Here is an 18,527-nt window from a genome sequence, read left to right as displayed (position 1 = left end):
TTGCTTTTCTCTGGCATATGTGATATACTTATATTACTTGAATAAAAAAGAACCGTCTATTGAAGAAGGGCTTTTGTTGGTTTCATTCTATAATGAAACCATGAAAGCCCTTCTTTTTTCAATAGCAGCCAAATTTATTCAAAAAAATTCACGAGGAGGATCACAATGGATACTATTACAGTAGAAAAACGTAATGAACAATTAAAGGCAAAACAATTGCGGAGAAAAGGCATTGTGCCTTGCTGCATTTTTGGAGGCAGCCTTCCTAATTCCATATCGATTCAAATGGAAGAGAAGTCTGCTGAAAAACTACTTCGTAAACTACGGCTGGGGAGCAAGATTCAGCTTAAATTAGAGGATCAGACAATCATAACACAAATTAAGGACAGCCGCAGATGTTTCGCAGATAGTAAAATTGAGTATATTGATTTCCAGGCATTGGACCCAAAGACAAAGGTAAACAGCCTGGCACACGTCATTTTAGAAAATGCCGAATTTGTTACCGGGGTACTGGATAAGATGCTGATGGAAATCCCATATGCTTCTTTGCCGGAAGATATGATTGATACTGTTACTGTAGATTTGGAGGGAAAGCCTGTTGGAACAATCATAACAGTGGGGGATATTCCCGAATTCTTAAGTGACCGCATTGATCTGCAGGTAGAAACAGACAGCATTGTTTTAAGAATTACAGAAAAGAGATATGCGGCTGCACCGGATGCGGAGCAGCCGGCTGAATAACGATACATAAAATAAGGGTGCTTCCAAAAAGAGCCTTGATTGTCAAATTGCAATAAGACATGAGAGGCTCTGTGTTTTATTTATTAAAAGAGGTGCAGGCAGCGGATACGTACAGGAACTATCATGAATACAGGAGGACCAAATGTCAGAAATGAAACAGCAGAATGTGGATGCAGCGGTTTTAGAAAAACAACTTGATTTAAATATAGACGATCCCATAAAAATGTATTTATTACAGGCAGGGGAAGCACCTTTACTAACCCAGGAGGAAGAATACCAGCTTGCACAGCTCTCCGCCCAAGGCAACAAGAAAGCAAAAAACAGACTCATTTGTTCGAATCTCAGGCTTGTGGTCAGTATTGCAAAAAAGCATGAATCATATGTTCAGTCGCTAACCCTGCTTGACCTCATTCAGGAAGGAAATATTGGCCTCATGAAAGCTGTTGAGCGGTATGATTATACACTGGGATACCGTTTCTCCACCTACGCTACATGGTGGATTCGCCAGGCCGTCACCCGGGGAATTGCAGAGCAGGACCGCACAATCCGATTACCAGTTCATTACAGAGAAGATGTAAACATGTTAAATAGTACCCTGCGTCAGCTGAACCAGGAACAGGACTCCTTTACAACTCAGGACGTATCGGATATCACAGGATTCTCTGTGGAAAGAATAGAACGGATTATGGTAGATTCTGCATCAACAATTTCACTGGATACTCCCATAGGTGACGATAATGCAAGCTTTTTAAGTGATTTTATTGAAGACAAAACCATATTATCTCCTGAAGAAAGTGTGGTCGATGTTATGCTTAAAGAAGAAATTAATAAACAATTGTTATCGTTAAAACCGAGAGAGCAAATGGTCATGAATATGAGATTTGGTCTAAATGGATATATGCCCCATACTCTGGAAGAAGTGGGAAATCATATCGGTGTGACCAGAGAACGAATAAGGCAGATTGAAGCACGGGCCTTACGCACACTACGCTCTCCAAACCGCAGAAAATTTCTGATTGATTTTATGTAAACCGCGTAAAATTCACACTACTGCAGATGCCAGAAATAGCAGGCAGCAAAATATGCTGTCTGCCTGATTTTTTCATCTCTTTTTATACTTCTAAAAGATAATTATTTTCCTCATTTGCATGCTCCAATGTTCTGATCTCGAATGTCTTGCACCCTGATGAAATAAACGGATCTGCCTTCGCAATATCAGTGGCTTCTTCCATATTCTTAGCCAGGAAAACAACCATTCCTCCCGGATAGTCGGTGAACGGTCCGCAAAGTACAAGTTTCCCCTGGCTTTTCAGATTTTTCAAATGCTCTACGTGCCTCTTAATAAGTTCTTCATTGAGAGGTTTTTCGTTTTTCATTAAATAAACATACATGGTTCCATCTCCTTTTTTATGTCCGCTCCATAACAAAGTGTGCAAGCCGGACGTTTCCATCAATCTGACTTCCATCAATTTTAAATCCGCATTTTTTTGTATAGAAACTAACATTTTCTTCTTTATCTATCGGTGTAATTAAGGTAATCTTATTCCAGTCCGGATGACTGCCCAGCAAATAATCAATTGCCTGAGTACCAAGCCCCTTTCCCTGGTATGGAGGAATAATACAAAGACAGCCAAGATAATATTCTCCGTTTCCCTTATCTTCTACGGATATGACACCAACAGCAATATCATCATAGTAAATAATATCCTTAGGATACTTTTTCAGGGATTCCTCCATACGTTCCCTGGTCCTTCCGTAAGCGGGACATTCTCCATACCTGATGTAATCGTCGTAGAATGCTGCATTATAAATCTGAATTAATAAATCAGCATCTTCTTTTTGTGCTTTCCTATATGATATATTCATAACTATCCTCTCCAATATATTTTTCATGTGATTTGTCACTTATTGAAACTCTTTTTCATACTTTTTAAAAAATTGATAATAAGCCTGCACATTGGAAAGCTCTGTCCAATTTTTTATATCAACCGGATCCTCATCCATATCGTAAATTTTTGCCCCCTTCATAGACAGCAGAAACGGGGAATGAGTTGCTATAACAAACTGGCAATGAAAGAACCGTGCAGAATCTTCTAAAAATTTCAATAATTCCTGCTGCCGACCCGGCGATAAACTGTTCTCCGGCTCGTCCAGTAAATACAATCCATTTTCCTTAATCTTTTCACAAAAAAACAGATATGCGCTCTCCCCATTGGAGTGTTCCCTTACGTTCCCCATCAGGTTCTTTCTGATGTATCGGGACTGGGTACTACTGCGGGACATGTTAACCTTCTTTAGCTGATCATAGTCATCCAAAGATCTCATCTGAAAACTGGAATACTTTGAATCTAAGTATTCATCAAACAGTTCTTCCCGCTTTTGATGGATCCCCTCATTCAAAGACCTGATATTAAGCATGAAATCAAAGACATCGTCACTGGTTATAATCCGGCTGTCTCTTGTAACCGGCTCTTCCACTTCATAAGAACACAGATCCGTGTAGTCTCTGAAAAAATTGGACCGGTTATAAAGGGCTTCACGGGTAAGGCAAAGCTTCTCTGCAATCACATTTAAAGCGGTTGTCTTACCCGACCCATTGCCCCCATATAAAATCGTAACCGGCTCAAAATCCAGCCTTGTCAAATGATTCTTTGACAAAATCTGAAATGGATAAAAGGTATCATAGCAAGTTCGTTTCTCTCCCATTGTGAAGCTATATTCCACTTCTATATCAGGAAAAGAAAATTGTGATAAATAAATCATTATAAAACTCCCCCTGTTTCTGCTTTATCTGCCTGCTTTATCCACTATTGTACTATTTTAAATATGAGATATCCACTCTTTTTTCAAATATGCTTCATATCCGATGACCCGTTCATCAATCCTCCGGTGATAACTGTAAGTGTAGTTTTTAAAATATTTCCCCCAAAAGCGGAGTGCAGTAGGATTTAAGGTCTCACAATCCACACCAAGATATTGAAACCCTTCCCTCTTACACACATCGCAGACATAAGACAGCATATCATCCGCCACATGCTTACCCCGATATTCTTCTTTCACAAATGCACCGCAGATGTTTATCATCGAATTAGTTTCACTGATAAAATTCTCTCCTTCATCCTGTATTGCCAAAAAGCCAATCACTTCATCCTCCTTTAATGCTGCAAATACGCGCGTTTTTTCTCCGGGAAACCGCATCATATATTGGCGGATATCAGTCGGATAGAAAACCGGTGAATCCAGCAAATGCTTTACTAATCCATATCTTAAATCAAGAATACGTCTCTTTTCGTCATCAATAAGCTCTGTAAAAGTAATATCATCCTGAGATGTTTCTCTTATTTTAAACTCATTCAAACTCATAACCGCATCGCTGCACCGGATTCCGAAACCATTTAATACCAGTGACCGGTCTACGAAGGGATCATTAGCATACCGGCTAAGAGCAAAACTGGTAACCTGGGCTTCTTTCATCAATTGTTCCATTGCTGCTGACAGCAGCTTTGAGCAGAGTTTTCCTCTGTCATTACCGGAAAAGGCACTTCCGCCCAACGGAGAACAGGCGCCCCTGCATATTCCGAAGAATCCCTCGATGGGTTCTGTAAATGCAAGATATCCAGCCATTTCCCCCTCGATCATTGCAACGACTCCATAGTTATTCCGGAATAAACCGGTAATCAACTCTCTAAGCTGGTTTGTAACGTCAATCTCCGGCAATTGTTTTATCTGCCTGCACTCACTTTTGTATTCATCTGTTGCTAACTTCAGCGCTTCTTCCACATGTACTTCTTCTGCCTTAACAATCTTCATTTACCATTCTCCCCCTGTTTCATTCATTTTTGAATAATGCTCCTGCCTTTTTTTGTTACTCTTCTTTTTTACAACAGCCTGCTGCCTGCTTTCTTTTGCCGCCTGAAACTTAGACTCCTTTTGGATCTTCCGGTAGTTTTTCCACCTTTTCTCTGTCAATGTACCGTCTTCCATTGCCTGAGCAACTGCACACCCCGGTTCCCCGTTATGGGTACAGTTACTGAATCTGCACTGCATAATTAAATCATTGATGTCAGAAAAGCTGAAATCCATGCCGTCGTCCACAATCCACATTCCCAGTTCCCTCATCCCCGGTGTATCAATAATCCTGGACCCATTATCCAATACAAACAGCTGACGGTGGGTAGTTGTATGATGTCCTTTTGAATCATCTTCTCTGATTTCTCCAGTTTTCATAAGCTCTCTTCCCAGCAGATAATTGGTGAATGTGGACTTCCCCACTCCAGATGATCCCAGGAATACAGTAGTCTTATCAGGCTCCAGATAGTGCTTTAGCTGCTCCATGCCTTCACCTGTCACTGCACTGACCATGCAGATATCCGTACCCATAGCAATCTGTTTTACAAGTTCCAGTTTTTCTTCCGTTTCTTCTGCAATGTCTGCTTTTGTGAGGACAATAACCGGCTGCCCACCGCTTTGCCACGAGGCGGTCAAATAACGCTCCAGTCGTTTTAAATTAAAATCATAGTTCAGAGACATTAAAATAAACACGTAATCAAAATTTGCTGCGATAATCTGCTCCCCCATTCCCACATCCGGATCTTTCCTGGAAAATGCAGATTTCCGTTCCAGTGTCTTTATAATCAGACAGTCACCCAGGGGGTTATACTCCAATTCCACATTGTCACCAATGGTTGGGAATTCTTCCTCGCATTGATCGATAAAATATATTCCCGCTTTTAATCTGGCATACAAATCTTCCCCATTTACTTTTACTTCATAACGTTCCCTGTGAACCGCGGTTATAAAACCTTTCATTCTTTCTTTCAAAAAGCAACCTCTCTTCCAGTTTTTCGTTGGCATATGAAATTGCCAACGGTTAAAAAAGGGCATAAAAATGCCGCGGTAATAGCCCTTATGGCTGTCACTGCGGTTGGCTTTCCAAAAAAAGGCACAAAAAAAACACATCTTATCGTGTGTTTAACAGAGTTAAGCGATATATAAGAGTCTACAGGCGGCATATTAAACATAATTGTCATATGCCCAATATTCAGTTATTCATTCATTACCTCTTTTACAAATAATACATCTGACATATCACATTCTCCTTTCAGGTCCGCTAATGGGTTATTTTGGTAATAACACTTCCAATTACAAATAAGATAGCACATTTTTTCAGCAACGTCAATCTATACTTTCAAACCTCCCGCAAAAATCTGGCGGGAGGTCTGCTTATAAAATTACTTATTAATTTTTACAAATCTTTTTTTGCCAATCTTCATGACATCTCCGTTAAACAGGACATTGTTTATTTCATCTTCATTCATTTTCTCACCATTGATCTGAATTCCACCTTGTCTGATCAGTCGGATAAATTCACTTTTGCTTTTAATATATCCCAGTTCAATCAGACCGGGAATACTGTCATTTACCGTATCTTTCTCCAGATCCAAAAGCAATATGGGGATATTATCTGGAATTGCTTTTTTACTGAACGCCATATCATAGTAAGAAATGGCACTTTGCACCTCTTCCTCCTCGTGGTAAAGCCCTGTAATAATTTTTGCTAATTGGAACTTAATATCCCGCGGATTGGCTCCATTTGATAATTCCGTTTTTACCCTGTCAATTTCATCCGGATGTTCATCTGTTGCCAGCTCATAATATCTGATTATCAAATCATCCGGTACTTCCATCACCTTCTTAAACATAACTTCTGCCGGCTCACTTACCCCGATATAGTTTCCTAAGCTTTTGCTCATTTTCTCCACACCATCCAGTCCTTCCAGAATTGGCATAAATAAAGCAATTTGCTGTTCGATCCCCATTGATTTCTGTAATGTGCGCGCCATCAGAATGTTAAAGGTCTGATCTGTCCCTCCTAATTCAATATCTGCTTTTATTTCCACAGAATCATAAGCCTGCATGAGTGGGTAAAAAAATTCATGGATACCGATAGGAACACCATTCTTATAACGGTTTTGAAAATCATCCCGTTCCAGCATTCTCGCAACCGTTGACGTCGCAGCCAGTTTGATGACATCTTCAAAATTCAGCTTTGAAAGCCACTCACTGTTAAATCTTACCATTGTTTTCTCTTTATCCAGTATTTTAAATATTTGTTCACAATAAGTCAGTGCATTTTCCTTCACTTTCTCATTAGTTAATGCCACTCTGCCTTTTGATTTCCCCGTCGGATCCCCTATTTTCCCTGTAAAGTCCCCGATGATAATAACTGCCTGATGTCCCAGCTCCTGCATCTGCCTGATCTTTCTTAAAACTACAGCGTGCCCCAGATGAATATCCGGTGCGGATGGATCAAGTCCTAACTTAATGATCAATGGTTCTTCCTGCTTATAAGATTTTTCCAGTCTGACAAGCAGCTCCTCTTCATTCACACACTGGTGAACCCCTTTGCAGATCATACGCATCTGTTCTTTTGGTGTTAACATAACTCAAACTCTCCTTGTAATATTATTATTAATATTTGCATGCTCTATAAGAAATCCAGAAAACAAAGAGCTGAGTTAAATCAAATAAAAAAACTCCCGTCCTCATGTTTCCAAAAGGACGAGAGTTACTCTCGTGTTACCACCTTAAGTTTATAGACAACTCACATTGTCTACCTCATCGGGTACGGCCCTGGCGATACCCTTGCACCTGATTACGGTGTGCTCTCCGTCGCAGCCTACTTCTTAAATCGGTTCGGTGCGCAGCTCCAAGATGTATTCACACTTTCTATCCATGAGCCTCTCATCAACCGGCATCTTTCTGTTTGGAATTGAAAATGCTACTCTTTCTTTTCATAGCCTTTTCTTATACTCCGAATTATTTTATAATTCTTTGTAATGCAAATATTTAATTGAACAAATATTATCATGCTTTTTTTGATTCGTCAAGACCAGGATTGAGAAATAATTTTGCGTTATTTCGTCCATAATTGAATCAGATCTTCCCTGATTTCCTCATAATGTTTCCCAGTCAGTCCAAAATCCATCTCTTTATAAGTCCATATGGAACATCCGATCTGATATTTTTCAAATATAGCATGTACATCACGAAACCACCCCAGCGTATCCAAAACCGGTGCCTGATCAATCACTCCGAATTCTCCGCAGTACAGCTGAGTACCTGCCTTCTCCGCTGCCAGAACCGCTTCTTTTACCATCTCCTCTAAGAATTGTTTCCCCATAGTTTCAGCCGTTGAATTTAAGACAGCCTCTCCCTGCTCTCCCAGTACGGCAGACTGTGACCGGTAATAATCCATACTTTCGGGATAAAAAATATCCTTGTGGGGGTCCATCTGTCTGACCCAGTGCGCCTTTTGATGGGTAAACAGAAGCGGCTCATAAAAGTGAAAGGTAAAGATAATATTCTTATCTTCTGGTATTTTTAGTAATTTTAATGTACTTGCACTATTCCACTGAATTCCTCCATAAATAATGGGTACACATGAATCAATTTTCCGTATTGCTGATACCGTTTTGTCGATCAGATCATTCCAAAGCAATGCATTTTCCTTTTCTACAACCTCATTCAGCAATTCGAAGGAGACGTTATCACGATTTTTAAACTCTGCCGCAATGCTGTTCCACAGGCTGACAAAACGGTCCTGCAAATATGGATTATGAAACAAGTCATTCTTCTGCCTGTTTCCGGCATCATTAAAATCGTAGCCATATGCCTTATGCAGATCAAGAATTACATCCAGTCTGTTATCGTTGCAGCAGTCACATACAGAACGGACAAGTTCATACCCTTCTTCTATACGATTGCCTTCCTTATCTTCCAAAACCTCGTAATCAATGGGTAACCGGATATGATCAAACCCCCATGCTGCTATCTGTTCAATATCCGATTTCCCGATAAATGTACTGTAATGATGCATATTGTGAGTACACTGAGATAAATATCCCCCTAAATTAAGCCCTCTTTTCAGTTTCATACTGCCTCACTGCCTTTCCTTTCTGATAGCTTTATACTATCTGATATTACTGGCAAAAGATATCGTTTTCTTTTCTTTTATATTGTTTTCATGATATAATATCAAAAGAAAATAACCGCATAAAGAGGATCTCAACAATGAATATTAAAAAGGAACTTGCTTTTCAGGAATTTGTGAGAAGAGAAAACAATCTTATCCGGGCACCTTATACCCCTGAGCAGGAATTCTATTCAGTAATAAAATCGGGCAACACCGCAAAAGTAAAGGAGCTCTGCCAGGAGTCTCTTTTATCCAAAAAAGGACTTGGCACTCTTTCTGTCAATTCCCTTCAAAATATAAAATACCATTTTGCTATTACTGCCGCTATGGTCGCCAGATATTGTATGGAGGGAGGAATGGAACTGTCAACCGCCTATGGTCTCAGTGATTTCTATATTCTAAAAGCTGACGGCTGTACGAAACGGGAGGATATTGCCGCGCTTCATCCTGTCATGTGCCTGGACTATGCGAAACGTATGAAGAATCTGCGGAAAAACAAAGTTACATCCAGGCATATTTCAGCATGCATTGACTACATCCTGGACAACCTGCATACCCGGATCACCATAGAGACACTTGCGTCTCTTGTAGATTTAAATCCTTCCTATTTATCCCGTCTTTTTAAGAAAGAAGCCGGTATGACAGTCAGCCAGTATATTCAGGATAAGAAAATCGAGACAGCCCGGAATATGCTGATTTATTCCGACTATACACCTTCAGAAATCTCCTCTGTTTTAGCTTTTCCAAATCAGAGCTATTTTACAGAAATTTTCCATAAGAAAACAGGCATGACACCTTTGAAATATCGAAATCTCAACTTTCGTAATACAGAGATGGGAGGAGTGGACTAACTTCTGGAAGATATTTTTTTCCCAAGTGTATCAATGAGCCGCTTCATTATCATTCCAAAAACACGTTTTATCGGATTTAAATCCACATCATAAAAGTAAGGGGCATCAATCCAGCCCTTCTCTTTCCAATACATACGGTCTGCATCTGATGTATATATTTTACTTCGCAGGCAGTTAAATAGAACTATATCATAATATGTAGGTGCTTTTTTATTGCGTTGACTCATTTTCTCATATAATTTTTTTGATAAGGTTCTAATTTTCTTCTGTCCTTTCTCAAAGGTACGCTTATTATACTTGAAAACCCCTTTTGGTTCCCTGTTTTCAAAATACATCGGTGAAATTATCTGTACATCACCAACCAGGTCCATTGCCCAGCCGGATACCGTCATTTTCAAATACCTGCAGACCTGTTTACTCCCCCCGCCATCTGTCGTTACCACTATAAGTACAGGTTTTTGGCATAGTTCCTGTCTGTGAAATAGATAAGACAAACGATCAATAAACTTTTTCAACTGCCCAGTAACCTGATATGCATAAACGGGGCTGGATATAATGACTGCATCTGCTTTCTTCATCTTTTCTTTTATCATTCCAATCTCATCCTCTCTGCAGGGACATAATAATTCACTTTTTTGAAAACAGATACCACAGCCCTTACATTCCTCAATATAAGACTCACTCAATTGTAAATACTCAAAGTCAATTTCAGAATCGTACTTCTTTAATTCATTTCTGATCTCCATGCATATGAGGTAACTGTCTTTTTTTCTCGGACTTCCCGAAATAACCAAAACATTCATATTTTACTCCTTACTATCCAACATTGGATATATTCATATTTTTTTACACCAAAACGATCTATCATTTTGGTGCATGGTTAATTACTTATCATTCATATTTCATAAAATCTGTTTCTTTAATCAGCTTTACAATCTTATTTGTATCCTGAATGATATTGTCCAGATTTTCTAACATCATTTTATGCCAGATTATCTGACTGTCTACAGTTGTTATCATATAATCTAATGTTATAACTTCCATTGAACAGGCTTTTTGTTCCTTCTCTTTTCTCCAATCATTAATCCGAATCTTCTGCTCTTCTAAATCACTGATATGTTTTTCCACACCTTGTATTATTTCTTCCTTTTGCAGGCTGGCAATAATGGGATACAGAAGAAATTTTTCCGATGCTGCTCCCTGCAAAGGTTTACTCATCTCATTAAATGCCAGTTTCTTAAGTATGTCTCTGCCTCTTTCCGTTATTTCATATATCTGCTTTTTCTTTTCTCCTTCTTCCGGTTTATCAATCATGCGGATGTAGCCGTCTTTTTCCAATTTTTTAATTGCATAGTAGATCGAACCGGATTTTATATTATTCCATTCAGACATACGGTTCAGACTAATAAACCTTTGAATTTCATAGCCATGTGCAGACTTAACACTAAAAAAGAAAAGAATAAATAATTGTACCATCGAAAGCACCTCACCAGTAAAGTTAAATCAATTATATATCCAACGTTGGATAATATCAAGTCTTTTATCTGCCAATTAAATCACGGCAATTTGAAGTGTGCCCTCCAGAATTGACTTTATCTGCTCCGATGACAGCCTCATACCCTCTTCCACCCATCTGATCAGCATTCCATTTAAACCTCCAAGACTATAGGATAAAGAATAGGAAAGTGTCAAGTCATCGAGTTTCATATCAGGCTTCACTTTTTGAAAGATAACCGGTGCTATTTCCCCTGATAAACGGTAAATTATTTCAAGCATTTTATTCTTTTTAAGCAGATTTAAAAAATTTCCATGCTGTTTCCAGAATTCAAAATAAATAGCAGCAACTTCAGTATAGTGATGAGGAGATACGTGGGCCACCATATGAATAAAATCCTCTGCCAGCATACTCATATATTCATCTAAAACATCTTCCCTGGTATTATATAATCGATAGAAAGTTCTGCGCGACAATCCCGCTTCCTGACAAATCTGAGTCACGGTAATCATAGAAAAATCATATGTCTCCATAAGCTTAATTAAACCATCCATCAACATCTTTCTCGATTGCAGCGCAATTCTGTAATTCATTTTATTCATTTTATTTTCCCCTAATCTGTCACGATTCCCATGAATCTGTAACACAATAATCAATACCATTGTAAAGTCCATACCGGATCATTATAATAAGTTTCGTAATATGCGTCAATTGTAACATATTAGAAAAAGGAGGAATAAGAAATGGCTTATATAAAGAATATAACAGGAATTCAGCAGCTTGATTTTCAGATTAACCGGGTATTAGCTTACGGCGATGCTGCTGGCGATGCAGAGAAAATCATTGAAAAAACGCGGGGCATCAGAGACCTGGCAACATGGTATAACGTGTGGTCGGATCTGGCTGATTACTACAGGAATACTACCCAGTATTTGCGTACAGCTTATGCCTACAGAATGGCTGAATTTTTTCTAAATGAAGATCACCCTCAGAAAAATCATATGTATGAAGAATCCTATAAATATTTTCATCTGGCATTCAGGCAAATGAAACTAAACTATTCAATACACGAAATACCCTTTATGAATTCATACATGCATAGTATCTGTTTTAAAAGCGAAAATGAAAAAAGTATTTTATTAGTATGTGGTGGTTACGATTCCTTTATTGAAGAATTTGTTCCTGCCATCATTGACTATACAAACAATGGCTTCACCGTAATACTGTTTGAAGGCGGAGGGCAGGGGAAAACATTAAAAAACGGGCTGAAATTCATGGCGGACTGGGAAAAACCGACTTCCTGTGTACTGGATTATTATAATGTAAAATCCTGTACTATGATTGGCATCTCCTGGGGCGGATATCTGGCGGTCAGAGCCGCGGCTTTTGAACCAAGAATTAACGCAGTGGCTGCTTTTGATGTTCTTGAAAATGGTTTTCTCTGCATGACTAACATATTCCCCTCTATGCTCAAATATATGGTAAGATATTTTGTAATGCACCGGAAAAAGCGAACAGCAAACCTGATTCTTCGATTTCTCAGAAAAAAAAGCCTGATTGCCGATTGGGCGATGATGCAGGGAATGTACATAACAGGAACGAAAACGCCCTATGATTTTTACAGAGAATTATTAAAACACTCCCTGCCCCAGGATGTATGTGATAAGCTTACCTGCCATGTACTGCTGCTTGCCGGTGAAAAGGACCATTATATCCCCAATGACCAGTTTTACCGCCTGTCAGATAAAATCAAACATGCAAAAAGTCTTTCCACAAGGATGTTTACAGAGGCAGAGGGAGGGGAACAGCACTGCCAGACCGGAAATTATCAGTTAGCGGTTGACGAAATACTGCATTGGATGAATCATACGGTTACAGCTTTCTTATCTAAATAAAATATCACTTCCAGTAAAGATGGCAGAATTAACTCTGTCATCTTTTGAAATTTTATCGCAGGCTTTTTCATATCAGGCACGCAGATCACAGGAATACCGGCAGAATAAGAAGCCTGTATTCCAGCCTCGCTATCTTCCAGGACAAGACAGTTTTCAGGATGAATTTTTACTTTTTCACATGCTTTCAGAAATATATCCGGATTTGGTTTACCTTTTTCTACTTCCGTACCAAATACCATTTCATCAAAATAACTTTCAATTCCATGTTGTATCAAAGCATACAAAGCTCTCTCTCTGGTACTGGAGGAAGCCAAAGCAATTTTATATTTATTTTTCTTTAAATAATCCAACAGCTCTCTGACACCAGATTTTAATGAAACTCCTTTTATGAAATACTCTTTCTCCCTTGACAAAGTAAAATCTAATCCTTCCTGTATAGAAACAGGCAGCTGATAATTCTTTACAATCGCTTCCATATTTCCTAATTCTGTTTTTCCGCTGTAATTTTGCGCATAGTCCTCTATGGTAAAGGAATACCCATATTTATTTAATAGCTCCTGATATAATTGATATGAAATGACTTCACTATCAATGATCAATCCGTCCAAATCAAAAATAACTGCTTTTATCATAATCTTTCCCTTTCTCTTTTTAAATAAATGATAACCAAAGCGGAGGCTGTCTTAAGCAAATTCTCTGCGATAAACAATCGGAGCTGTCAAAATAACCAGAGCACAGATCACCCATAAGACAGGTTCGCAGACACACACGGCTATGTACCCCCAGACAGGTACAGCCCAAAGCGAAAACCAGACTTTTCCTATCAGTTCGATCACACTGCATAAAAGCGGCAAAACCGGACGCCCCATCCCCAGTAAAGCGCTTCGCATAGCGGAGTAAAGCTGTTGCCAACAGCCTGAAGCAGACTGCCCTTTGTCATATCAAGAACGCGACTTTTGTAATCCGACTGCATGAAAATCCTCCCTTTTTATCATTTACAGATGCAGCACCCGAAATCCACGATTCTATCTGTATATTTTATTTTTATTATAAGCGTAAAATCCCATTGCTGCTTTCACAGAAACGTCATATACTATAAAAAAAGCGACAAAAGAGGGGTATTTTATGATACGGAACAGAACTTTTGTTTCAACAGATTGTCACAGGAAGGAATTGCAGGAACAAGGCTTACAGCTTTTTAATATGTATGCAAATAAAGGGGATATCCACCAATATATTGCTGATTGTATCCCTTCCCACTGGCACCGGGAATTAGAAGTCTTTCTTTTATTGCAGGGCAGCGTGCTAATTCAGATCGGAGATAATATATATCACGCGGAAGCGGGGGAAGGGTACTTTATTAACACCGGAGTACTGCATTCTTTTGCCGCAGCTGTACCTTCCCCCTGTACCTATCATTCCTTTGTATTTGATTCTGGCATCATAGGAGGTACCCCTGGAAGTGTCTTTGACACAATGTATGTCCGCCCCTTATTGGATGCAGGACCGGATTTTCTGAAATTTCAAAAAGAGGCAGGAGATGAAGCATTTTTTCAGCAGTTTGAAGCAGCCTTTACTGCCTGTAAAGAGGAGAAATACGGATATGAATTTGAAGTTCGGGAAGCGCTGTCAAAAATATTGCTGTACACAAAGGAAAAGCATCAGACCATGCCCTCCCGCAGAATGCCAACTCTGCAGGAATCCCGTTTGAAGCAAATGTTAGAATGGATTGACGGAAATTTAAGAAGTGTAATGACGGTTAAAGAAATTGCAGATACGGCAAATATCTGTACCAGAGAATGTCAGCGTATCTTTAGCCGGTATCTGCATTACAGCCCGATGGAGTATATTCAGCGGAGGCGTCTTTTTAGAGCTGCAGAACAGCTTTCAACCACAGATGCCCCCATAACAGAAATCGCTTTTGACTGTGGTTTTTCCAGCCCCAGCTATTTCACGAAACAGTTCAGGGCATTGGTAGGTGCCACCCCTACGGAGTACCGCGCTGCAATACAGGAAAACCGGCTCTAAAACACCATTTTAAATTAAATAATGACCTGCGGTATTAATCACTGTTCCCAATACAGCTGACATGACGGTCATCGGCACTGTTGATTTTTTATCTTCCCTGGCCGCAAGAATGATAACTGGTAATGCTAAACCCAATCCAACCATTCCGCCTTTTAACCACCATGCAATTCCATTTAATTTAATATTAAATATGATAAATGGAAGAATCAGATAAAATACAAATGCAGAAGCAATCGAATATTTATCAAGCTTCATTTTTATCATTGGCATCACATCAACAACACCTGCCGCTATACCAATTAGTAACGTTAATAAAAATTCCTTCATACGGTTATTTCCTCCCCTGCATTTCCGGCAATAACTCTCATTGCATAGGTATCCAGAAGATCTTTAATAAATTTATGGATCACATCTGGTGAACGGTATTTTGGAAGCTGTGCAAAAACAAATGACATCTGGTCCATTTCTTCCATTGCCTGAGTGAAATTTAAAATCGTATTTTCATCAGCTCTGGACATATTACTATACTCTAAATTCTGGGGATCTAACCTTCTCGTATGTATGGCATATCCCACCCGCTTCTTACAATTACATTTGCCTGTCTGAGACAAACCACAATATTCACTTAAAAACTCTCCAACCTGTTTTCGAATGCGTGACAGGCGCTGGCGGTATGCTTCCGGTGAAATTTCCAGAATTTCACCGCAAATCTTACTGTCCACCTTAAACATAACACCAAGAACATAGATCAGACGGCTTTCCGGGTCAAGGCACTGAAGCATAACATTGGTACAGGAATGTTTTAACTCTTCAGCCAGAAGATTCTCGTCCACGTTTTGCGTTAATTGATTCGTGTTATGAATGAACCCATTATCAATATCCAGCCCGTAAAACTCAAAGCTGAGCTGATGCTGTGCAAACATAGACTTTTTGTAATTAATTAAATAGTTGGCTGCGATGCGATACACCCATGTGGAAAATGCACTCTCTTTCCGAAATGCAGAGAGCTGAGTAATAACCTTAATAATAATTTCCTGCGTCGCATCCTCTGCATCACAAGGCATTCCCAGCATTCGAAGAGACAGGTTATAAATCATATCCTGTACGCTTAGAATCAGTCCTTCAAGGGCCTCCTTATCCCCTTCCACTGCCCTGTCAAATAAAAGAAATATTTCGCTTTGCATGACTTGTTCCTCCTTAATTTTATGTGTCTATAATTAGACAGCCAGAACTTGGCAGTTGTGACAAAATATTTTTATTAACTTTCATTCTCTTCTTCATAAGCGTCTTCCATCTTAATGGAATCTTCCACCTGCTCTTCAATGAATTTCACGCGAATAATTGCCTGAGGCCAGTTTATAGAAATTTGACTGTGTCTGCCTTTCTCCCTGCCCGCTCCTGCAATAATTTCCAGTAATTCCTCCATGACCGCCCTGGTGAGATATCCTCCCCTCCAATGAAAGGTTAAGACCTTTCCTTTTTTGATTGCCTGCTGGCAGCGTTTTGCTATATCTTCCAATCTGGTGAATGAAAGTTTCTTCTCTTTATAGAAGAAATGATTGCCATCGCCGCACTCCGGAACTTTGTATATCACAGTCTCATGATCCTTAAAGATATTCTTATCATCAAGGTTGAAATAATCATATCTTAATTCTTTTTTTCCTAACGTATTATCGAATGTGGCATCCAAATGATACCACACCCCATTGATTCGGACCACGTTCCATGCATGCCGGTATTTGATATTCTTTTCCGGATTATTTTCTGAAATGGCAACAATACAGGGAATAGAAAGCTGATCACAAAGAATCTTCACTGATTTTGCAATTCCTTCACAAACGCCTACTCCCTGCCCCAATGGACCCAGAATTTCATGTGAATATTGTTTCTTCAGCTTATCGTAAGTCACATTTTCACAGATAAAATCATGAATGTATTGTTCCTTTTCCCAGTCACTTTTATCTTTTACCACCCTGGAAAGCTTTTCCACCCTGGCTGTCATTGCCACCTGATGCTCTCTGATTTTATTCTTATCAAATAAATAAACCGGCTTCATCTTTACTAACGTAGAGTTATCGTAGAAGGAATATTGAAATGTCGAAGCATAGAATATCTCCGGGCAATCCAGCCTCAACTTAAAAAAGATATCGCTGAGCTCGGCCCCATCGACTCTTTGTACATCAAAACTCTGTGAAAGAGACTCCAGGCCACTCTTGATAACCTGATAGATTCTTTGATGCTGCTTATTCATTTGACTATAGTAATATGGTTCCATTTAACCGTTTCTCCCTTTTGTATCTGTAATTTTCCCAATCAAAGGCAAGCCACCAGTATGCTTCATCATTACAGTCCGTTCCCATTTTTTTCATATCCTCATCTGATATTACTTTACTTTGATATTCCGTAACTTATGGACGTTTCAAAACATATCTTTCTATCCCCTATACTCCAAAAGCGAATTCAAGTCTATGATAGCACTAAATTTATTTTATTTACATTCAATTTTTCACATATAGCCTTTTCAGATAATTCTAACCAATAATTATGCTTAATAATATCTAATAAATCTTCATGCATTGCTGATGCAGTTTCTTTTCCACCCGCGCCCTTTCCATAATATGCTCTTGTCCCACTGCTTCTACTGTCTACAAAAACAATATTGTAATTATCCCTCACATTATACATCATATTAGTTTTTTCTAGTTCGACTGGTCCAATATAATATGAAATTTTATTATCATTTCTTTCTACATAAAAAATTTGCCTAATAATTGTATTCTTAAACATCTTTTCATTTTTATAAGTATTCATCGAAACTGGATTTATTTCGCTACAATTAATATCTACCTTCATCCCGATTCCCGTCAATATTTTCATCTTATAAGCAGCATCCCATCCATCAATATCTTCTGATGAATCATTTTCCGTGATGCCCTTTTTTTTAGCAATATCTATAGCTTTATCCATATCAATATCCCCTTTTTCCATTAAAGATAACACATAATTGGTCGTAGCATTTATTACACCATACATTCTACTTATATCGTCTGTACTTGACATGCTCATTAGAGTACGACATATCGGAATAGCCCCACCAACAGTAGCTTCAAAACGTAACTGAACATTATAATAACTTGCCAAATCAATTATATAACTCATATTATGAGCAAATCCTTTTTTGCTTGACATAACAATATGTTTCCCCTTTTTTATAGCTGCTTCAACAATTTCAACCATTTTATTAGCAGCTGCTCCTCCCATACACTCAATACAAATTTGAATATCAGGATTATTAATTATGTCTAGATAGTTTGATGTGATGTGTATATCTGACACATCAACAATTCTTTTTTTATTAATATCTCTTACGAAAATTGCATGTACTTCAAACTCAATTTCAAATTTATTATCCCCCAATAAATGACTCTCTTTTAATAATTTAAATACTTCCTCTCCTACAGTTCCAAACCCTATAAAAGCAACACCTACTTTTTTCATTATTAAAACCCTCCTAAATAAATGTACTTGACTATGACATAATG

General features: G+C 38.7%; 22 protein-coding genes and 1 other annotated feature. Of the genes, 6 read left to right on the top strand and 16 right to left on the bottom strand.

Annotation, left to right across the window (positions count from 1 at the left end; all coding sequences use genetic code 11):
* From V7D18_RS25130 to V7D18_RS25120, 3 genes are all read left to right on the top strand, one after another.
* On the top strand, positions 1-184 hold a 184-nt coding region (locus V7D18_RS25130), incomplete at its 5' end, for a hypothetical protein (RefSeq protein ID WP_426158519.1).
* Positions 166-741: a 50S ribosomal protein L25/general stress protein Ctc gene (locus V7D18_RS25125; protein WP_426158517.1), complete on the top strand. Its 576-nt coding sequence runs from the start codon at positions 166-168 to the stop codon at positions 739-741. The genes V7D18_RS25130 and V7D18_RS25125, both read left to right, overlap by 19 nt.
* Before the next feature lie 142 nt (positions 742-883).
* Positions 884-1,771 (top strand): sigma-70 family RNA polymerase sigma factor, encoded by an 888-nt coding sequence (locus V7D18_RS25120; RefSeq protein WP_426158515.1) that lies wholly within the window; start codon positions 884-886, stop codon positions 1,769-1,771.
* 82 nt (positions 1,772-1,853) lie between these two features.
* On the opposite strand, the gene V7D18_RS25115 is transcribed toward V7D18_RS25120, so the two are convergent.
* From V7D18_RS25115 to V7D18_RS25085, 7 genes are all read right to left on the bottom strand, one after another.
* Positions 1,854-2,132: a YciI family protein gene (locus tag V7D18_RS25115; protein ID WP_426158513.1), complete on the bottom strand. Its 279-nt coding sequence runs from the start codon at positions 2,130-2,132 to the stop codon at positions 1,854-1,856.
* A 16-nt stretch (positions 2,133-2,148) separates the two neighbouring features.
* Positions 2,149-2,607, bottom strand: a complete 459-nt coding sequence (locus tag V7D18_RS25110; RefSeq protein WP_426158512.1) for a GNAT family N-acetyltransferase — start codon at positions 2,605-2,607, stop codon at positions 2,149-2,151.
* A gap of 39 nt (positions 2,608-2,646) precedes the next feature.
* A complete protein-coding gene (locus V7D18_RS25105; RefSeq protein WP_426158511.1) occupies positions 2,647-3,504 on the bottom strand; it encodes an AAA family ATPase in 858 nt (285 codons plus the stop codon).
* 57 nt (positions 3,505-3,561) lie between these two features.
* Entirely contained in the window at positions 3,562-4,551 is a 990-nt protein-coding gene (locus V7D18_RS25100) for a GNAT family N-acetyltransferase (RefSeq protein ID WP_426158509.1), read from the bottom strand.
* On the bottom strand, positions 4,552-5,562 hold the full coding sequence (rsgA, locus tag V7D18_RS25095) for a ribosome small subunit-dependent GTPase A (RefSeq protein WP_426158507.1): 1,011 nt from the start codon (positions 5,560-5,562) through the stop codon (positions 4,552-4,554).
* Positions 5,563-5,972: 410 nt separating this feature from the next.
* Complete coding sequence (tyrS, locus tag V7D18_RS25090) at positions 5,973-7,184, bottom strand: tyrosine--tRNA ligase (protein ID WP_426158505.1); 1,212 nt, start codon at positions 7,182-7,184, stop codon at positions 5,973-5,975.
* Positions 7,185-7,295: 111 nt separating this feature from the next.
* Positions 7,296-7,548 (bottom strand) — a binding site (T-box leader).
* 109 nt (positions 7,549-7,657) lie between these two features.
* Positions 7,658-8,677, bottom strand: coding sequence for a glycoside hydrolase family 5 protein (locus V7D18_RS25085; protein ID WP_426158503.1), 1,020 nt, complete (start codon positions 8,675-8,677; stop codon positions 7,658-7,660).
* Between the two features lie 137 nt (positions 8,678-8,814).
* Between V7D18_RS25085 and V7D18_RS25080 the strand changes: the two genes are divergently transcribed.
* Complete coding sequence (locus V7D18_RS25080) at positions 8,815-9,567, top strand: AraC family transcriptional regulator (RefSeq protein WP_426158501.1); 753 nt, start codon at positions 8,815-8,817, stop codon at positions 9,565-9,567.
* Here V7D18_RS25080 and V7D18_RS25075 read toward each other — a convergent pair.
* The 3 genes from V7D18_RS25075 to V7D18_RS25065 all read right to left on the bottom strand — a co-directional run bounded on the left by V7D18_RS25075 (position 9,564) and on the right by V7D18_RS25065 (position 11,664).
* Entirely contained in the window at positions 9,564-10,370 is an 807-nt protein-coding gene (locus V7D18_RS25075; protein ID WP_426158499.1) for a flavodoxin family protein, read from the bottom strand. The genes V7D18_RS25080 and V7D18_RS25075 overlap by 4 nt on opposite strands.
* A gap of 88 nt (positions 10,371-10,458) precedes the next feature.
* Positions 10,459-11,043, bottom strand: coding sequence for a PadR family transcriptional regulator (locus V7D18_RS25070; protein ID WP_426158497.1), 585 nt, complete (start codon positions 11,041-11,043; stop codon positions 10,459-10,461).
* A gap of 75 nt (positions 11,044-11,118) precedes the next feature.
* Entirely contained in the window at positions 11,119-11,664 is a 546-nt protein-coding gene (locus V7D18_RS25065; RefSeq protein ID WP_426158496.1) for a TetR/AcrR family transcriptional regulator, read from the bottom strand.
* A gap of 141 nt (positions 11,665-11,805) precedes the next feature.
* Between V7D18_RS25065 and V7D18_RS25060 the strand changes: the two genes are divergently transcribed.
* On the top strand, positions 11,806-12,957 hold the full coding sequence (locus V7D18_RS25060; protein ID WP_426158495.1) for an alpha/beta hydrolase family protein: 1,152 nt from the start codon (positions 11,806-11,808) through the stop codon (positions 12,955-12,957).
* Here V7D18_RS25060 and V7D18_RS25055 read toward each other — a convergent pair.
* Together V7D18_RS25055 and V7D18_RS25050 are read right to left on the bottom strand one after the other, a co-directional pair.
* Positions 12,927-13,589 (bottom strand): HAD family hydrolase, encoded by a 663-nt coding sequence (locus tag V7D18_RS25055; protein ID WP_426158493.1) that lies wholly within the window; start codon positions 13,587-13,589, stop codon positions 12,927-12,929. The two genes, V7D18_RS25060 and V7D18_RS25055, sit on opposite strands and share 31 nt — an antisense overlap.
* 200 nt (positions 13,590-13,789) lie before the next feature.
* Positions 13,790-13,930: a hypothetical protein gene (locus tag V7D18_RS25050; protein ID WP_426158491.1), complete on the bottom strand. Its 141-nt coding sequence runs from the start codon at positions 13,928-13,930 to the stop codon at positions 13,790-13,792.
* Between the two features lie 152 nt (positions 13,931-14,082).
* On the opposite strand from V7D18_RS25050, the gene V7D18_RS25045 reads away from it, so the two are divergent.
* Complete coding sequence (locus tag V7D18_RS25045) at positions 14,083-14,985, top strand: helix-turn-helix domain-containing protein (RefSeq protein ID WP_426158490.1); 903 nt, start codon at positions 14,083-14,085, stop codon at positions 14,983-14,985.
* A gap of 9 nt (positions 14,986-14,994) precedes the next feature.
* On the opposite strand, the gene V7D18_RS25040 is transcribed toward V7D18_RS25045, so the two are convergent.
* The 4 genes from V7D18_RS25040 to V7D18_RS25025 all read right to left on the bottom strand — a co-directional run bounded on the left by V7D18_RS25040 (position 14,995) and on the right by V7D18_RS25025 (position 18,483).
* Positions 14,995-15,312 (bottom strand): hypothetical protein, encoded by a 318-nt coding sequence (locus tag V7D18_RS25040; RefSeq protein WP_426158489.1) that lies wholly within the window; start codon positions 15,310-15,312, stop codon positions 14,995-14,997.
* Positions 15,309-16,169, bottom strand: coding sequence for an RNA polymerase sigma factor (locus tag V7D18_RS25035; protein ID WP_426158487.1), 861 nt, complete (start codon positions 16,167-16,169; stop codon positions 15,309-15,311). Before V7D18_RS25035 ends, V7D18_RS25040 begins: the two co-directional genes overlap by 4 nt.
* 74 nt (positions 16,170-16,243) lie before the next feature.
* Positions 16,244-17,260: a transglutaminase domain-containing protein gene (locus V7D18_RS25030; protein ID WP_426158485.1), complete on the bottom strand. Its 1,017-nt coding sequence runs from the start codon at positions 17,258-17,260 to the stop codon at positions 16,244-16,246.
* 191 nt (positions 17,261-17,451) lie between these two features.
* The gene (locus tag V7D18_RS25025) at positions 17,452-18,483 is read right to left on the bottom strand and encodes a homoserine dehydrogenase (protein WP_426158483.1); all 1,032 of its coding nucleotides are present in this window, start codon (positions 18,481-18,483) and stop codon (positions 17,452-17,454) included.
* Positions 18,484-18,527 lie beyond the last annotated feature (44 nt).

It is taken from the genome of Lacrimispora sp. 38-1 (genome assembly GCF_049890855.1).
GTDB lineage: Bacteria > Bacillota > Clostridia > Lachnospirales > Lachnospiraceae > Lacrimispora.
Note: the sequence above shows the minus strand (reverse complement) of the source record. Positions and strands in the feature narration are given on the sequence as shown.

Bases quoted from the DNA above. Each gene is read 5' to 3' on its own strand.
- V7D18_RS25125 (WP_426158517.1), top strand. From the start codon at position 166: ATGGATACTATTACAGTAGAAAAACGTAATGAACAATTAAAGGCAAAA.
- V7D18_RS25120 (WP_426158515.1), top strand. From the start codon at position 884: ATGTCAGAAATGAAACAGCAGAATGTGGATGCAGCGGTTTTAGAAAAA.
- V7D18_RS25115 (WP_426158513.1), bottom strand. From the start codon at position 2,132: ATGTATGTTTATTTAATGAAAAACGAAAAACCTCTCAATGAAGAACTT.
- V7D18_RS25110 (WP_426158512.1), bottom strand. From the start codon at position 2,607: ATGAATATATCATATAGGAAAGCACAAAAAGAAGATGCTGATTTATTA.
- V7D18_RS25105 (WP_426158511.1), bottom strand. From the start codon at position 3,504: ATGATTTATTTATCACAATTTTCTTTTCCTGATATAGAAGTGGAATAT.
- V7D18_RS25100 (WP_426158509.1), bottom strand. From the start codon at position 4,551: ATGAAGATTGTTAAGGCAGAAGAAGTACATGTGGAAGAAGCGCTGAAG.
- tyrS (WP_426158505.1), bottom strand. From the start codon at position 7,184: ATGTTAACACCAAAAGAACAGATGCGTATGATCTGCAAAGGGGTTCAC.
- V7D18_RS25085 (WP_426158503.1), bottom strand. From the start codon at position 8,677: ATGAAACTGAAAAGAGGGCTTAATTTAGGGGGATATTTATCTCAGTGT.
- V7D18_RS25080 (WP_426158501.1), top strand. From the start codon at position 8,815: ATGAATATTAAAAAGGAACTTGCTTTTCAGGAATTTGTGAGAAGAGAA.
- V7D18_RS25075 (WP_426158499.1), bottom strand. From the start codon at position 10,370: ATGAATGTTTTGGTTATTTCGGGAAGTCCGAGAAAAAAAGACAGTTAC.
- V7D18_RS25070 (WP_426158497.1), bottom strand. From the start codon at position 11,043: ATGGTACAATTATTTATTCTTTTCTTTTTTAGTGTTAAGTCTGCACAT.
- V7D18_RS25065 (WP_426158496.1), bottom strand. From the start codon at position 11,664: ATGAATAAAATGAATTACAGAATTGCGCTGCAATCGAGAAAGATGTTG.
- V7D18_RS25060 (WP_426158495.1), top strand. From the start codon at position 11,806: ATGGCTTATATAAAGAATATAACAGGAATTCAGCAGCTTGATTTTCAG.
- V7D18_RS25055 (WP_426158493.1), bottom strand. From the start codon at position 13,589: ATGATAAAAGCAGTTATTTTTGATTTGGACGGATTGATCATTGATAGT.
- V7D18_RS25050 (WP_426158491.1), bottom strand. From the start codon at position 13,930: ATGCAGTCGGATTACAAAAGTCGCGTTCTTGATATGACAAAGGGCAGT.
- V7D18_RS25045 (WP_426158490.1), top strand. From the start codon at position 14,083: ATGATACGGAACAGAACTTTTGTTTCAACAGATTGTCACAGGAAGGAA.
- V7D18_RS25040 (WP_426158489.1), bottom strand. From the start codon at position 15,312: ATGAAGGAATTTTTATTAACGTTACTAATTGGTATAGCGGCAGGTGTT.
- V7D18_RS25035 (WP_426158487.1), bottom strand. From the start codon at position 16,169: ATGCAAAGCGAAATATTTCTTTTATTTGACAGGGCAGTGGAAGGGGAT.
- V7D18_RS25030 (WP_426158485.1), bottom strand. From the start codon at position 17,260: ATGGAACCATATTACTATAGTCAAATGAATAAGCAGCATCAAAGAATC.
- V7D18_RS25025 (WP_426158483.1), bottom strand. From the start codon at position 18,483: ATGAAAAAAGTAGGTGTTGCTTTTATAGGGTTTGGAACTGTAGGAGAG.